Source organism: Roseivivax jejudonensis (assembly GCF_900172265.1).
Classification (GTDB): domain Bacteria; phylum Pseudomonadota; class Alphaproteobacteria; order Rhodobacterales; family Rhodobacteraceae; genus Roseivivax; species Roseivivax jejudonensis.
This window is the reverse complement of record NZ_FWFK01000003.1, coordinates 434,105-449,446: the sequence shown is the minus strand read 5'-3', so window position 1 is coordinate 449,446 and position 15,342 is coordinate 434,105. Positions and strand designations below refer to the sequence as shown.

General features: G+C 68.5%; 13 protein-coding genes. 10 read left to right on the top strand and 3 right to left on the bottom strand.

The window, feature by feature from the left end; all coding sequences use genetic code 11:
- The first annotated feature begins 94 nt into the window (after positions 1-94).
- The 5 genes from ROJ8625_RS09995 to ROJ8625_RS09975 all read left to right on the top strand — a co-directional run bounded on the left by ROJ8625_RS09995 (position 95) and on the right by ROJ8625_RS09975 (position 4,673).
- Positions 95-718: a holin-associated N-acetylmuramidase gene (locus ROJ8625_RS09995; RefSeq protein WP_085791733.1), complete on the top strand. Its 624-nt coding sequence runs from the start codon at positions 95-97 to the stop codon at positions 716-718.
- Entirely contained in the window at positions 709-1,314 is a 606-nt protein-coding gene (locus ROJ8625_RS09990) for a holin family protein (RefSeq protein WP_200813303.1), read from the top strand. The genes ROJ8625_RS09995 and ROJ8625_RS09990 overlap by 10 nt, the downstream gene beginning before the upstream one ends.
- 76 nt (positions 1,315-1,390) lie before the next feature.
- Positions 1,391-3,355: a heme lyase CcmF/NrfE family subunit gene (locus tag ROJ8625_RS09985; protein ID WP_085791732.1), complete on the top strand. Its 1,965-nt coding sequence runs from the start codon at positions 1,391-1,393 to the stop codon at positions 3,353-3,355.
- Entirely contained in the window at positions 3,352-3,825 is a 474-nt protein-coding gene (locus tag ROJ8625_RS09980) for a cytochrome c-type biogenesis protein (protein ID WP_085791731.1), read from the top strand. Before ROJ8625_RS09985 ends, ROJ8625_RS09980 begins: the two co-directional genes overlap by 4 nt.
- Before the next feature lie 71 nt (positions 3,826-3,896).
- Positions 3,897-4,673 carry an enoyl-CoA hydratase-related protein gene (locus ROJ8625_RS09975; protein ID WP_085791730.1) on the top strand — a complete coding sequence of 259 codons (777 nt, stop codon included), beginning with the start codon at positions 3,897-3,899 and terminating at the stop codon, positions 4,671-4,673.
- Between the two features lie 82 nt (positions 4,674-4,755).
- Here ROJ8625_RS09975 and ROJ8625_RS09970 read toward each other — a convergent pair whose 3' ends face one another.
- On the bottom strand, positions 4,756-6,057 hold the full coding sequence (locus tag ROJ8625_RS09970; RefSeq protein ID WP_085791729.1) for a citrate synthase: 1,302 nt from the start codon (positions 6,055-6,057) through the stop codon (positions 4,756-4,758).
- Positions 6,058-6,161: 104 nt separating this feature from the next.
- On the bottom strand, positions 6,162-7,571 hold the full coding sequence (gene gltX, locus ROJ8625_RS09965; protein WP_085791728.1) for a glutamate--tRNA ligase: 1,410 nt from the start codon (positions 7,569-7,571) through the stop codon (positions 6,162-6,164).
- A gap of 81 nt (positions 7,572-7,652) precedes the next feature.
- On the opposite strand from gltX, the gene ROJ8625_RS09960 reads away from it, so the two are divergent.
- Complete coding sequence (locus ROJ8625_RS09960; RefSeq protein WP_085791727.1) at positions 7,653-9,743, top strand: ComEC/Rec2 family competence protein; 2,091 nt, start codon at positions 7,653-7,655, stop codon at positions 9,741-9,743.
- Between the two features lie 36 nt (positions 9,744-9,779).
- Here ROJ8625_RS09960 and lexA read toward each other — a convergent pair whose 3' ends face one another.
- A complete protein-coding gene (lexA, locus tag ROJ8625_RS09955; RefSeq protein WP_085791912.1) occupies positions 9,780-10,475 on the bottom strand; it encodes a transcriptional repressor LexA in 696 nt (231 codons plus the stop codon).
- Positions 10,476-10,642: 167 nt separating this feature from the next.
- Here lexA and ROJ8625_RS09950 point away from each other — a divergent pair, with 167 nt between their 5' ends.
- The 4 genes from ROJ8625_RS09950 to ROJ8625_RS09935 all read left to right on the top strand — a co-directional run bounded on the left by ROJ8625_RS09950 (position 10,643) and on the right by ROJ8625_RS09935 (position 15,335).
- Positions 10,643-11,842, top strand: a complete 1,200-nt coding sequence (locus ROJ8625_RS09950) for an aminotransferase class V-fold PLP-dependent enzyme (protein WP_085791726.1) — start codon at positions 10,643-10,645, stop codon at positions 11,840-11,842.
- Between the two features lie 147 nt (positions 11,843-11,989).
- Complete coding sequence (locus tag ROJ8625_RS09945; RefSeq protein ID WP_085791725.1) at positions 11,990-13,408, top strand: cryptochrome/photolyase family protein; 1,419 nt, start codon at positions 11,990-11,992, stop codon at positions 13,406-13,408.
- A 266-nt stretch (positions 13,409-13,674) separates the two neighbouring features.
- On the top strand, positions 13,675-14,883 hold the full coding sequence (locus ROJ8625_RS09940; RefSeq protein WP_085791724.1) for an SAM-dependent methyltransferase: 1,209 nt from the start codon (positions 13,675-13,677) through the stop codon (positions 14,881-14,883).
- An 11-nt stretch (positions 14,884-14,894) separates the two neighbouring features.
- Entirely contained in the window at positions 14,895-15,335 is a 441-nt protein-coding gene (locus ROJ8625_RS09935) for a TrgA family protein (RefSeq protein ID WP_085791723.1), read from the top strand.
- Positions 15,336-15,342 lie beyond the last annotated feature (7 nt).

The following is a 15,342-nucleotide window of genomic DNA, read 5'->3' as shown; positions in this document are numbered from 1 at the left end:
CGCCGGCGCCGTCAACGCGGCGCACGCAGCGCTCGGGAAATGTTGACCGCGATGCGGCCAGAAAGACGGCGACGTTTGGCTGGAGGCGCAGGACATGAGTGAAACCGGACCGGAGGTGCGCCGCATCGCCGAGGAGATCGTTTCCCGCGAGGGCGGCTATGTCAACGACCCCGACGATCCCGGCGGGGCGACCAATTTCGGCGTCACCATCGGGACGATGGCCCGCCTCGGGCTCGATCTCGATGGCGACGGACAAGTCACGCCTTCGGACGTGAAGCGCCTGACCCGCGCGCAGGCGGTAACGATCTTCCTGACCCACTACTTCGAGCGACCCGGCATCGGCACGCTGCCGCACGCGCTGCAGGCCTCGGTGTTCGACATGTACGTCAACGCGGGCGCCAACGCCGTGACCATCCTTCAACGGCTGTTGGGGCAGATGGGCTGGCAGGTGGCCGTGGATGGCGTGATCGGTCCCGAGACGCGCCGTGCCGCCGCGGCGGCGCAGGCGGCGGCGCCGGATCACCTGGGCGACGCCTACGGGATCGCGCGGCGCAACTACTATTTCGCGCTCGCAGATCGGCGGCCGGCGTCGCGCAAGTATGCACGCAGCCGTGCGGGCGGAAAGGGCGGCTGGATCCGGCGCGCAGAGACGTTCATCGCGCCGCGATATCACCTGAGCGATGCGGCGTTCCGCGCCCGGGTGGCGGCATGGGATTGATCGAGCGCGTGATGAGCGCGGTGTTCGGTGGCGGCCGCAACGCCATCGCCGAGACCGCAGAGGTGTTCCGCGTCAACGCCGAAGCCGACGCCGCGCGCGATGCCGCACGGCAGCGTGCGGCGCTGGCGCAATTCGCCCAGGAGTTCGCCCAACGCCGACGATCCCCGTTCGACCGCCTGATCGACGGCCTGAACCGGGTACCTCGGCCGGCGATGGCGCTGGGCACGCTGGCGCTGTTCGTCGCCGCGATGGTCGATCCCGCCTGGTTCGCCGGGCGGATGGCCGGTCTCGCGCTCGTCCCCGACCCGTTGTGGTGGCTCCTCGGCGCGATCGTGAGCTTCTATTTCGGCGCGCGCCACCAGGCCAAGGGGCAGGAGTTCCAGCGCGACATCGCCGCGAGGCTCGCCGCGGCACCGCACTTCGTCGGGCATCAGCCGGGGGGCGGGAGGACCGCTGAGGCAGACCGGGCAGCGGTGTCCGATGCTGTATCTTTGCCGTTGCCGCCTCCATCGACCGGCGCGCCCGAAACGGGGGAGGAAAACGCCGCGCTTGCCGCATGGCGACGGCAGAGCGCCGCAGCACGCCACGCCTCCTGACGCGTGTCGAAGATCAACGAAATTGTCACAGCCCGCGCGTTGGACAAGGCCCTGCGCGCGGGCCTATATTCGCCGCATGATCACAGAGCTCGGCCACTTCGCCCTTATCCTCGCCTTTCTCGTGGCGATCGTGCAGATGATCGTGCCGCTCGTCGGCGCGCACAAGCGATGGCCGGGCTGGATGGCGGTCGCCGAACCGGCGGCGACAACGCAGTTTCTGCTGACTGCCGGATCCTTCGCCGCGCTCGTCCATGCCTTCGTGACCTCGGACTTCTCGCTGTCGGTGGTGACGCAGAACTCGCATTCGGCAAAACCGCTGCTCTACAAGATCACCGGGACGTGGGGCAACCACGAGGGCTCGATGCTGCTGTGGGTCCTGATCCTGACGCTGTTCGGGGCGATGGCGGCGTGGTTCGGCGGCGGGCTGCCGCCCAGCCTCAGGGCGCGCGTGCTGGCCGTGCAGTCGGCGGTGTCCGTGGCGTTTTTCGCCTTCATCCTCTTTACGTCGAACCCGTTTTCGCGCCTCGCCGTGCCCCCATTCGACGGTCAGGATCTGAACCCGCTCCTTCAGGATCCGGGCCTCGCCTTCCATCCGCCGTTTCTCTACCTAGGGTATGTCGGGCTCTCGATCTGCTTTTCCTTCGCGGTCGCCGCGCTCATCGAGGGCCGAGTCGACGCCGCCTGGGGGCGCTGGGTGCGGCCGTGGACGCTGGCCTCGTGGGCGTTTTTGACGATCGGTATCGGTCTCGGGTCCTGGTGGGCGTATTACGAGCTCGGCTGGGGCGGTTTCTGGTTCTGGGATCCGGTCGAGAACGCGTCGTTCATGCCTTGGCTCTTCGCCGCCGCGCTGCTGCACTCGGCGATCGTCGTGGAGAAGCGCGAGGCGCTGAAGGCGTGGACGATCCTGCTCGCCATCCTTGCCTTCGGGTTCTCGCTCATCGGCACCTTCATCGTCCGCTCGGGCCTTCTGACCAGCGTGCACGCCTTCGCCAATGATCCCGAACGCGGGGTTTTCATCCTCGCGATTCTCGTCGTCTTCACCGGCGGCGCGCTCACGCTCTTCGCGGCGCGCGCCGGCGCGATGCAGGCCAAGGGCGTCTTCGGCGTGGTCAGCCGCGAAAGCGCGCTCGTTGCCAACAACATCCTTCTCGCGGTGTCGTCCTTCGTGGTTTTCGTGGGCACGATGTGGCCGCTTCTGGCCGAGATGTTCCTCGACCGGAAGCTGTCGGTCGGTCCGCCTTTCTTCAACCTGGCCTTCACGCCGTTCATGCTGGTGTTGGGCCTGATCCTGCCGCTCGGCTCCATGCTCGCTTGGAAACGCGGGCGCGTCGCCAAGACCGCCCGCACTCTCGCACCGGCTTTCGTGCTGGCTCTGGCGCTCGCCGGGCTCGTCTGGGCGATGCAGACCGGGCGCTCGATGATGGGGCCGATCGGCGTCTTTCTCGGGGCCTGGCTCGTGGCCGGGGCGGCGACCGATCTGTGGTCGAAGACCGGCCGCGGCGGTTCGGTGCGGCGGCTCGTGCGCCTGCCGCGCGCCGACTGGGGCAAGGCGATCGCCCATGGCGGGCTCGGCATCACGATGCTGGGCGTGGCCGGACTGACCGCATGGGAGAGCGAGGACATCCGTGTCGCGCAGATCGGCGAGCGGTTCGAGGTCGGCGCGTTCGAACTCGAACTCGCAGACGTATCGCGGGTGGAAGGACCGAACTACCTGTCGACGATGGCAGAGGTCGTCGTCCGGCAGGACGGTGAGGAAATCGTGACCCTGTACCCGGAGAAACGGAATTATCCGGTGGCCCAGATGCCGACGACGGAGGCCGCGATCGACTATCGCGCGCTGCGCGACCTTTACGTCGTGATCGGCGATGCGCAGGAGGGCGGCGGATGGGTCGTGCGGACCTACATCAAGCCGCTGGCGAACTGGATCTGGGCGGGCTGCCTGCTGATGGCACTGGGGGGCGGCCTGTCGCTTTCGGACCGCCGCTTCCGCGTGGCGGCAGGGGCGAAGCGCGCAACGCCTGACGCGGTACCGGCGGAATGATCGCCGCGGTTCGCTCCTTCGCACTGTCGGGCGTCCTCGCGCTCTGCCTGGCGGCGTCGGCAGGGGCCGTCCAGCCCGACGAGGTTCTCGACGATCCGGCCCTGGAGTCCCGGGCGCGCGAAATCAGCGAGGGACTGCGGTGCCTCGTGTGCCAGAACGAATCCATCGACGAGTCGAACGCGTCGCTTGCCAGCGATTTGCGCCTGCTCGTGCGCGAGCGGCTGGTCGCCGGTGACAGCGACGACGAGGTGGTCGACTTCATCGTCGATCGCTACGGCGAATTCGTCCTGCTGCGGCCCACGACCGGAGGCTGGAACTGGCTGCTCTGGGCGGCGGGGCCACTGATGCTGGTGATCGCCGGCGGGGTCGGCGCGGGTTACCTGCGCGGCCGGTCCACGGCCCGCGATGAAGCGGCGGACCTGTCGCCGGAGGAACAGGCGCGGCTCAGCGAGATCCTGAAAGAGCGCTGACGCCGCGTATCGCTTGGCGGCGCGTCGCGCGGCGTGTTTGATGCGGGCCGAACCCGACCGGGAGGAGCCCCATGCAATACGACACGATCCGCTACGAGGTGGCTGACAACGCCGCGATCGTCACGCTCAACCGGCCGGACGTGATGAACGCCCTAAACACGCAGATGCGGGCCGAGATCACGGACGCCGTCAAGCGCGGCGCGAGCGAAGCGCGGGTCGTCGTATTGACCGGGGAGGGGCGCGCTTTCTGCTCGGGGCAGGACCTGGGTGACGGCGGCAACGCGGCGAGCCTCGATCTCGAACGGACCCTGCGCGACGAATACGTGCCCATGCTCATGGCGATTGCCGACTGCCCGGTTCCGACGATCGCCGCCGTCAATGGTGCGGCCGCCGGCGCAGGGGCCAACCTCGCGCTCTGCGCAGACGTGGTGATCGCCACCGAGAGTGCAGTCTTCACGCAAGCCTTCGCGCGCATCGGCCTGATCCCGGACGCGGGCGGAACGTGGCTCCTGCCGCGGCAGGTCGGACTGGCTAAGGCGATGGGGGCGGCGCTCTTTGCGGAAAAGGTGACGGCCGAGAAGGCGGAACGCTGGGGCATGATCTGGGAGGCGCTGCCCGACGCGGAGTTCGATGCCGGCTGGCGAGCACGTGCCGCGCAACTGGCCCATGGACCGACCGCGACCTACGCGCGGATCAAAGAGGCGATGCATGTCTCGTCGGGCAACACGCTCGAAGAGCAGCTGGCGGTCGAGGCGCGGCTTCAGGGCCAATGCGGTCAGACCCGTGACTTCCGCGAGGGTGTGCTGGCGTTCCTCGAAAAGCGCCCGGCGCGCTACGAGGGTCGCTGATCCAGGCCCGCAGACGCGTGCCGAGAATGAAAAAGGCCCGCCGGTTCGGCGGGCCTTTTCGGTGTTGTGACGTACGGATCGTTCAGCGCTTCTCGATATCGACGTAGTCGCGCTGCGTGTTGCCGAGGTAGAGCTGACGCGGACGCCCGATCTTGTTCTGCGGATCGCCGAGCATTTCCTTCCACTGCGAGATCCAGCCCACCGTGCGGCCGACCGCGAAGATCGGCGTGAACATCGCCATCGGGAACTGCATCGCCTCGAGGATGATGCCCGAGTAGAAATCGACGTTCGGGAACAGCTTGCGATCGACGAAGTAGCTGTCGTCCAGCGCCTGCTTTTCCAGTTCCTTCGCGACCTGCAGCGTCGGGTTGTCCTCGATCCCGAGAAGGTCGAGCACCTCGTCCGCCGATTGCTTCATCACCTTCGCGCGGGGGTCGAAGTTCTTGTAGACGCGATGGCCGAAGCCCATGAGCCGGAACGGATCGTCCTTGTCCTTGGCCCTGGCCAGGAATTCGGGGATCCGGTCCGGCGTGCCGATCTCGCGCAGCATCTGAAGGCAGGCCTGGTTCGCGCCGCCATGCGCCGGCCCCCAGAGACATGCGATGCCCGCCGCGATGCAGGCGAACGGGTTCGCTCCCGAGGACGAGGCCAACCGGACCGTGGAGGTCGAGGCGTTCTGCTCGTGATCGGCGTGCAGGGTGAAGATCCGGTCCATCGCGCGGGCAAGGATCGGGTCGACGACGTATTCCTCGGCCGGCACGGCAAAGCACATGTGCAGGAAGTTCGCCGCGTAGGAGAGGTCGTTGCGCGGATAGACGAACGGCTGGCCGATCGAATACTTGTAGGCCATCGCCGCGATCGTCGGCATCTTGGCGATCAGCCGGTGCGACGCGATCTCGCGCTCGCGCGGATTATGGATGTCGGTCGAGTCGTGATAGAACGCTGACATCGCGCCGACGACACCCACCATCGTCGCCATCGGATGCGCATCCCGCCGGAAGCCCCGGAAGAAATTGTGCATCTGCTCGTGGATCATGGTGTGGCGGGTGATCGTGTTCTCGAAGTCCTCGAGCTGTGCCGCCGACGGCAACTCGCCATGCAGCAGGAGGTAGCAGACTTCGAGGTAGTGCGACTTCGAGGCGAGTTGATCGATCGGGTAGCCGCGGTGCAGCAGCTCACCCTTGTCGCCGTCGATGAAGGTGATCGTGGAGTCGCACGATGCCGTGGAAGTGTAGCCCGGATCGTAGGTGAAAACGCCCGCCTGCGAGTAGAGCTTGCGGATGTCGATGACGTCCGGGCCCGCGGTGGGTGAATACATCGGCAGGTCGTAGCTCTGACCGTCGATGCTCAGCGTGGCAGTCTTCGCGTTGGAGGAATCGGCCATGGTCGTGGTCCCTTTCGTCGTTGGTAAGGCGGCAGGGAGCGCGCTCCACGCCGTCCATCCTGTCATTTCGCCCGGCCGTTAAGCGGAGGTGATCGAAAGGCGGATCACGTCCCGGCGCGGGCAGCCCGGTCCAGACGCGCGACGCTTTCGTCACGGCCCAGAACGAGCATCATATCGAACACGCTCGGGGTCACCGTCCGGCCGGCGAGGGCGGCGCGCATGGGCCCTGCAAGCTTACCGAACTTGACCCCGTTGGCCTCGGCCACCGCGTTTGCGACCGCTTCCAGATCGTTGCGCGACCAGCTAGCATTTTGCAACTGCGGCGTCAATTCAGACAGTATGCGACGGGATACCGGATCGAGTGCCTTCGCCGCTTTCTCGTCCGGTTCGACCGGCCCGGTCGCAAGCGCAAAATGCGCTTTTTCAAGGAGTTCAGGGATCGTCTTCGCGCGATCCTTGAGGCAGAAGAGCGCGCGCGCGAGCGCGTCGCGCTGCGCGTCCGAGAGAGGCGCGCGGCCAGCGGCATCGAGAAACGCCTCGATCTCATGCAGCAGCGCAGCATCCGGCATGATCGCAATGTGCTGGCCGGAGATGTTGTCGAGCTTCTTGAAGTCGAGCCGCGCCGGGCTGCGCCCGATTCCGTCGAGATCGAACCAGTCCTGCGCCTGTTCGTCGGAGAAGACCTCGTCGTCGCCATGGCTCCAACCAAGACGCGCGAGGTAGTTGCGCATGCCCGCGGCGGGATAGCCCATCACCTGGTATTCCTCGAGCCCGACGGCGCCGTGCCGCTTGGAGAGCTTCTTGCCGTCTGGCCCGTGGATCAGCGGAATGTGCGCGTAGACCGGAACCGGCCAGTCCATCGCGCGGTAGATCTGCATCTGGCGCGCCGCGTTGTTGAGGTGATCGTCGCCACGGATCACGTGCGTGACGCCCATGTCGTGGTCGTCGACCACCACGGCGAGCATGTAGACCGGCGTGCCGTCCGAGCGCAGAAGCACCATGTCGTCGAGCTGGTCGTTTCCGATCCGCACGTCGCCCTGGACCGCGTCGGCGATGACCGTCTCGCCGTCCTGCGGGGCGCGCAGGCGGATGACGTAGGGCGCGTCCGGGTGGGTCGCCGGATCGGCATCGCGCCACGGCGAGCGAAACAGCGTCGAGCGGCCTTCGGCGCGCGCGTTTTCGCGGAATGCCTCGATTTCCTCCTGCGTGGAGAAGCACTTGTAGGCGTGTCCACGCGCCAGCATCTCGCGCGCGACTTCGGCGTGACGCTCGGCCCGTGCGGCCTGCGACACGACCTCGCCGTCGTGGTCGAGGCCGAGCCATGCCAAACCCTTCAGGATCGCGTCGGTCGCGGCGGTGGTCGACCGGGCCCGGTCTGTATCCTCGATCCGCAGCAGGAACCGGCCGCCGCGTCCGCGCGCGTACAGCCAGTTGAAGAGCGCCGTGCGCGCGCCACCGATATGGAGAAAGCCCGTGGGCGAGGGGGCGAAACGAGTAACGACGTCCTGGGTCATGCGGCGGCGGTTAACCTTTTTCTAACCTCGGGCTCAAAAGCTGAGTGGCACCCTTAGCGAGGGGGCAGGAAAGGGGCAAGCATGGGCGGCTTCGCGCGGGCGCTGGGCCTCGAACGGCAGGAGGGTCACCTGTTCCCCTGGGCGCCCGTCTTCTTCGGTGCGGGCGTCGGGCTCTACTTCGCGCTGAGGGTCGAGCCGGCGCCAGTCACGCTTGCCGCGGCGGGAGTGGCGGCCGCGCTGATGCTGTGGGGGGGCCGGCGTCGCCGCACTTGGCTGCGCGCTGCGCTGGTCGCCGGGGCGCTGGTGCTGGCCGGGCTCGCCGGCGCGGGCCTGCGCGCCCATCTGGTCGCGGGTCCGGTCCTCGAATTCCGCTACTACGGTCCGGTCGAGGGACGCATCGTCGGGATCGACCGCTCCGCGTCGGACGCGGTCCGTCTAACGCTCGACAGGGTTCGCCTCGAGGACGTGCCGCCGGCGCGCACCCCGCGCCGCGTGCGTGTGTCATTGCATGGCGACCAGAGGTGGATCGACCCGCGCCCGGGCATGGTGGTGATCCTGACCGGGCATCTCTCCGCACCCTCGGGACCGGCGGAACCGGGCGGGTTCGATTTCAGGCGCCATGCGTGGTTCATGACGCTGGGCGCGGTGGGATACACACGCTCGCCAGCGCTGGTGCTTGAACCGGATGTCGGCGGCGTTCCCGTCTTTGCAGCGCGACAGGCGCTTGCGGCGCGCGTGCGAGCCGCGTTGCCCGAGGATGTCGGCGGCGTTGCCGCCGCGATCCTGGCCGGCGACCGGAGTGGGATCGGGGCCGGAACCCAGGAGGCACTTCGCCGTTCGAACCTCGCGCATCTGCTCGCCATCTCGGGACTGCACATGGGATTGCTGGCCGGCGTGGTCTTCTCGGGGCTGCGGATCGGGCTTCTGCTCCTGCCGCGTCGGCAGTCGCTGCGCTGGCCGGTAAAGAAGCTCGCCGCCTGCGGCGCGCTCGTCGCCGCGGCAGGCTACCTCGCGTTGTCGGGGGGAAACGTCGCGACGGTGCGGGCCTTCATCATGGTTGCCGTGGCGCTCTGCGCCGTGCTGTGCGACCGGCGCGCGTTGACGTTGCGGTCCGTGGCGATCGCGGCGCTCCTCGTTCTGATCCTGACCCCCGAAGCGCTGACGGGGCCGGGGTTCCAGATGTCATTCGCGGCAACGACGGCGCTTGTCGCGGTGTTCTCGGCGATGCGCGGGACGCCAGCCGCGCAGGCCGTGCCGCGATGGTTGCGGCCTGCACTCGCGGTCGCGCTGTCGTCGGCCGTCGCCGGCGGCGCGACCGCTCCCGTTTCGATGGCGCATTTCAACCAGGTGGCCCATTTCGGACTGTTGGCCAACCTGCTGGCGGTTCCGCTCATGGGCAGCGTGGTCATGCCGGCGGGTGTGCTGGCGCTGGCGCTGATGCCGCTCGGCCTCGACCACTTGGCGTTCACGGTGATGGGCTGGGGCCTGTCGGCGATCCTGGCGGTGGCGCACGGAGTCTCCGACCTTCCCGGTGCCGTGGGGCAGGTACCGCAACCGTCGGGACCGGTCCTGCCGCTTCTCGCCGCTGGCGGCCTCGTATTGGTGCTCTGGCAGGGCTGGGGAAGGCTTGCGGGTCTGGTTCCCGCGTCGGCCGCACTCTGGCTTTGGGCGGGGGTGGAGCGGCCCGTGCTCCTCGTGTCCGACACAGGCCGGCTGGTCGGCGCGATGACGTCAGAGGGTCGGGCCCTCAGCCGGGAGCGTGGCGAGGGGTTCGTGGCCGGGATCTGGCTCGAAAACGATGGCGATCCGGCGGACCAGGCCCGCGCGGCGGGGCGGTGGCCGGTCGCGGCAGGCGGTCAAAGAGAGATCGAGGTCGCGGGGCGACGCGTGGTTCACCTGTCAGGACGGCGCGCGGCGCGGTCCTTTGCCGGATGTGGGCCGGACGATGTGGTGATCTCGGACGGCCCGTCAGACGCGGAATGGACGTGCGAGATGCACGATCCGCGCAGTATCGCCGAAACCGGGGCCTTGGCCTTTTTTCGGGACGGAGCCGGCCTGAGCGTGGTCAGCGTCCGCGACCGGAGCGGTGTGCGATTGTGGAACGGGGCCAGCAGACGGGAGGCCGAAGTCGAGAGGGCCGGAGACACGGGCCGTGTCGCCGGCCTGCGCTGAGGCTCCCGGCATGTGGTGCATGCCGGGGCGCCGCTGTCAGTAGGTTCGGATGAGCCCGACGAGCCGACCCTGAACCTTCACCGCGCCGAGCGGAAGCACGCGCGGTTCGTAGGCGGGGTTGGCGGCCTCGAGGACGATCGTGTCGCCACGCCGGCGGAAGCGTTTCAGCGTCGCCTCGTAGCCTTCGACCTGGGCGACGACGATGTCGCCGTCACCGGCCTCGTTCGTCTCGCGGATGACAACGACGTCGCCGTCGTTGATGCCCGCCTCGATCATCGAGTCGCCCTTGACCTCGAGCGCGTAGTGACGCCCGCGGCCCGACAGCATCTGCCCCGGCACGGAAATGCCCGGCGGCGCGTCGTTGATCGCTTCGATCGGCTGGCCGGCGGCGATCCGTCCGAGCACCGGAAGTTCGGTCGCGTGCTGCGCCTCGACCGGCTGCGCCCCGGCGGGACGGCTGTCGGCGCGCCCGCCCTCGACCACGCGCGGGGTGAAGCCCGCCGGTTCGCCACCGAGGCTCTCGGGCAGTTTCACGATCTCGATCGCCCGGGCGCGATGCGCCAGCCGCCGGATGAAGCCCCGCTCCTCGAGCGCGGTGATCAGCCGGTGGATCCCGGACTTCGACCGCAGATCGAGTGCCTCCTTCATTTCGTCGAAGGAGGGCGGCACACCGTCGCGGGCCACGCGACGATTGATGAAGTCGAGAAGGTCGAGTTGTTTCTTGGTCAGCATGGGCCGGCCTTTCGGGAACATTCGTCCGTCATGTTCTACTGACGTTCACGGTTTGTGTCAACCGGCTGTGGATAACTCCGTGCCGGCTCATCGGACCCTGGGGGCTTGCGGACCCGGCGCAGGCGCGGTTGTGTCTGCGCGGACCGCGCGAGGGGAGGACGACCGGCATGGATCTCGATATCGACTGGGTGCGGGCGCAGTTCCCGGCCTTCGCCACGGACGCGCTGAAGGACCAGGCGTTCTTCGAGAATGCCGGCGGGTCGTATACCTGCCGGCCGGTGATCGAACGTCTTCTGCGGTTCTACACCGAGCGCAAGATGCAGCCCTACGGCCCTTCCGAGCCATCGCGACTGGGCGGTGCGGAGATGGACGAGGCGCGGCGCCGGCTGGCCGCGCTCCTGGGTGTCGAGACCGAACAGGTGAGTTTCGGTCCGTCGACCACGCAGAATGCCTACGTGCTCGCGCAGGCGTTTCGCGACATGATGGCGCCCGGCGAGGCGATCGTGGTCACAGACCAGGACCACGAGGCCAATTCGGGCCCGTGGCGGCGGCTCGCGGATGCCGGGATCGAGATCCGCGAATGGCGGATGGATCCCGCGACCGGGCATCTGGATCCCGCGGCGCTCGAGCGGCTGCTCGACGACAAGGTCCGGCTGGTGTGCTTCCCGCATTGCTCGAACGTCGTGGGCGAGATCAACCCGGTGGCGGAGATCACCGCGCTCGCGCATTCCGCGGGCGCGTTCGCCTGCGTCGACGGGGTGAGCTACGCGCCGCACGGGCTGCCGGACGTGAGCGCGACCGGCGCCGATATCTATCTGTTCTCGGCCTACAAGACCTACGGCCCGCACCAGGGCATCATGGTGATGCGGCCCGGTCTCGGTGCGCTCCTGCCGAACCAGGCGCATCACTTCAACGACCGCCCGCTCTACAAGCGTTTCACGCCGGCCGGGCCCGACCACGCGCAGGTCGCCGCCTCGGCCGGCATGGCCGACTATTTCGAGGACATGGCGGCGCATCACGGCGTCGCGCCGGCCGCGGCGCACGACCTGATGCGCGCCCACGAGATCCGCCTGTTGCAGCCGCTCCTCGACGCCGTCGGCGGGCGCAACGACGTGCGGCTCCTCGGGCCCGCGGACGCCGCGTCTCGGGCGCCGACGGTGGCGCTGTCGGTCCCGCGTCCGGCCGAGGCGGCGGCGGCACTGGCAGCGCGCGGCGTCATCGCGGGCGCATCGGATTTCTACGCGGGCCGCGCGCTCGGCGCGCTCGGCATCGATCCCGGCCGCGGCGTGCTGCGGTTGAGCTTCGTGCACTACACGTCCGAGGCCGAGGTGGCGCGCGCGATCGAGGCGCTCGACGCGGTGCTCTGAGCCGACTCGTCCACGCGGGGGCGCTGCCCCCGCACCCCCGGGGTTTGCCGGCAAGATGAAGGATCGGGCGGCGCGCCTCGAGGGGCGGCTTGCCCGGTGCGGCGCGGCGCTAGGTTGCCCGCCAGCACGCGACCGAGGAGATGCCCGATGCCCGAGACGCCGACGATCCTGTGGTTCCGCCGCGACCTGCGGCTGTCGGATCATCCCGCGCTCATGGCCGCGCTCGCCCGCGGGGGGCCGGTCATCCCGGTCTTCCTCAACGACGAGGGCGTGGAGATGCTGCGCACCGCGCCGGCCTGGCGGCTGGGCCTCGGGGTGGCGCACCTGGGCGCGCGGCTCGAGGACAGGGGATCGCGGCTGATCCTGCGCTCGGGTCCGGCCGCGCGCACGCTTCTCGAGCTGGTCGAGGAAACGGGCGCCGGGGCGGTCTACTGGATGCGGGCCTACGATCCGACAAGCGTCGCGCGCGACACCGAAGCGAAGTCGGCGCTTCGTGCGCGGGACGTCGAGGCGAAGAGCTTTCCGGGACACCTGATGTTCGAGCCCTGGAGCGTCGAGACCAAGACCGGGGGCTTTTACAAGGTCTACACGCCGTTCTGGCGCGCGGTGAAGAACCGGGAGGTGGCCGAACCCTGCGCCACGCCGTCGGACCTCGCGCCGCCGGATGCCTGGCCCGAGAGCGAGACGCTCGGGGACTGGGCGCTCGGCGCGGGGATGGACCGCGGCGCCGAGGTGGTTCGGCCCTGGGTCCGGCTCGGCGAGGAGGCCGCGCAGGCGCGGCTCGGTGCCTTCATGGCCGAGAAAGTGGAGACCTACCCGAAGACCCGCGACCTGCCGGGCGTCGACGGGACATCGTGCCTGTCGGAGAACCTCAGCCTGGGCGAGATCACGCCGCGGCAGTGCTGGCACGCCGGCATGCGCGCGCTGCACGAGGGCAAGGACGGGGCCGAGAGCTTCCTGCAGGAGCTGGTCTGGCGCGAGTTCGCCTATCACCTGATGTGGCACACGCCGCGGCTTCTCAGCGACAACTGGAAGTCGGACTGGGACGCGTTTCCGTGGAACGAGGACGAGCGTCGCCGCGAGGTCATCGCGTGGAAGCGTGCGCGCACCGGCGTGCCCTTCGTCGATGCGGCGCTGCGCGAGATGTACGTGACCGGGCGGATGCACAACCGCGGGCGGATGATCGTCGCTTCCTACCTGTGCAAACACCTGCTGTGCCACTGGCGGATCGGCATGGAATGGTTCGAGGACTGCCTGATCGACTGGGACCCGGCGTCGAACGCGATGGGCTGGCAATGGTCCGCCGGGTCGGGCCCCGATGCCACGCCCTATTTCCGGGTCTTCAATCCCGACACGCAGCTCGACCGTTTCGACAAGGACCGGACCTACGTGAGGACATGGATCGCGGAAGGGCAGGCCGATCCGCCCGACACCGCGCGCGCCTATTTCGACGCGATCCCGCGGCGCTGGGCGATCGCGTCGGACGATGACTATCCCGAGCCGATCGTGGACGCCTCCGAGGGGCGCAAGCGGGCGCTCGACGCCTATGAGAACCGTGATTTCTAGGCGCGCGCGGAGCAGGGCGGCTGGGACCCCGCGGCGGCCCGGCCGCAGCGGCCGGCGCGCCGCGAAGGTCGAAGCCCGCGTCCGCGGCATGCGGGCCGCCGCAAGCCCGTTGTTCGGGACCGAGGCGTGACGCGTGCGCGCAGGCGGGCCCGGGCGGCGGGCCGTGCGCTTGCCCCGCGGCGCGATCCCTCTATAGCGTCGTTTCGAAACCGCGCGCCGCGCCGCGACGTGGATGCGTGGACCGACGACAGGGAGACGACCGGACGATGATCCTGACCGAAACCGCGGGCCAGGCGGACCTGCCGCGATACTTTCCGCAGGTCTTCGCGGCGACGCAGGGCATGAACCGGGGGCGCGTCGATTTCGTGCTGGATGACGGCCGGACCTTCCGTGCCGAGGGGCGCAACCCGGGCCCGATCGCCGAGGTGCAAATCCACAACGACGATCTCTTCGCCCGGCTGATCCGCGAGGGCGACCTGGGGTTCTCCGAGGCCTATCTTGATGGCTGGTGGTCCACCCCGGACCTGATGGCCTTCATGGACCTGATCCACGCCGACAACGACGATCTCTACGACGATTTCTCCGGCATCGGGCTGGTGCGCGCCTTCGAGCGGGTGCGCTTCTGGCTGCAGTCGAATTCGAGGCGGCAGGCGCGGCGCAACATCGCCCACCATTACGATCTCGGAAACGCCTTCTACGGGCTCTGGCTGGACGAGACGATGACCTATTCCTCGGCGCTCTTCGAGACCGGGCAGGAGAGCCTGGAGCGGGCGCAGATGAGCAAGTACGCCTCGATGGTCGATCAGATGGGCGCGCGCCCCGGCGACCACGTGCTCGAAATCGGTTGCGGCTGGGGCGGCTTCGCGGAATACGCGGCGAAGGAGCGCGGGCTGCAGGTCACCGGGCTGACGATCAGCCGCGAGCAATACGACTACGCGCAGGCGCGGATCGCGCGGGCCGGCCTGTCGGACCGGGTCGCGTTCAAGCTGCAGGATTACCGTGACGAGCGCGGGACCTACGACGGGATCGCGTCCATCGAGATGTTCGAGGCAGTCGGAGAGCGCTACTGGCCGACCTATTTCCGGACCGTCCGAGAGCGTCTCAAGCCGGGGGCGAACGCGACGCTGCAGGTCATCACCGTCCAGCACAAGCGGTGGGAGATCTACCGCCGCAGCGTCGACTTCATCCAGAAATACATCTTCCCGGGCGGCATGCTGCCCTCGCCGGTCGTGCTGCGCGAGGAGATCGAGCGGGCCGGTCTGGACGTCGCCGGATCGATCGAGTTCGGCGAGAGCTACAGCCAGACGCTGCGTCGCTGGCACGACACATTCAACGAGAAATGGGACGAGGTGGCGCAACTGGGCTTTGACGAGCGCTTCCGCAGGATGTGGAACTTCTACCTGACGTCCTGTGCCGCGACCTTCGCGAGCGGCAATTGCGATGTCACGCAGATCACCGTGACCCGACCGAGCTAGAGCCCGCACGCATGCCCACCGCCGCCAAATTCGTCGCAGCCGTCCTGCTTGCGGCGTTGGCGTATTATGCATCCGAACTCGTGAAGGAGCTGATGACCGACCGTGACCGGTTCGGTCCGTTCAGTCTCGTCAACGCCGGGATCGGGGCGCTGACGGGATGGCTGAGCGTGGGGGCGCGGGCCGGGCACGGCATGAGCGCGGCGATCTCCAACGGCGTCACCGGGGTCGTGAGCGGCCTGTTCTGCTGTCTTGCCGTCCATTCTATCGACGAGATGGTCGAGCGGGCCTTTGACCGGCGCTACGACTCGATGATCGAGGCGGCGGCATCGGTGTTCGAGCTGATGGTCGAGTTCGCCGCCGTGCTGGTGGATCTGAACTTTGCTCTGACGCTGGTGGCGGGGGCGATCGTGGTCGGCTATCTGACGGAACTTACCGCCCGCAACTGGAGATAGCGGCTCC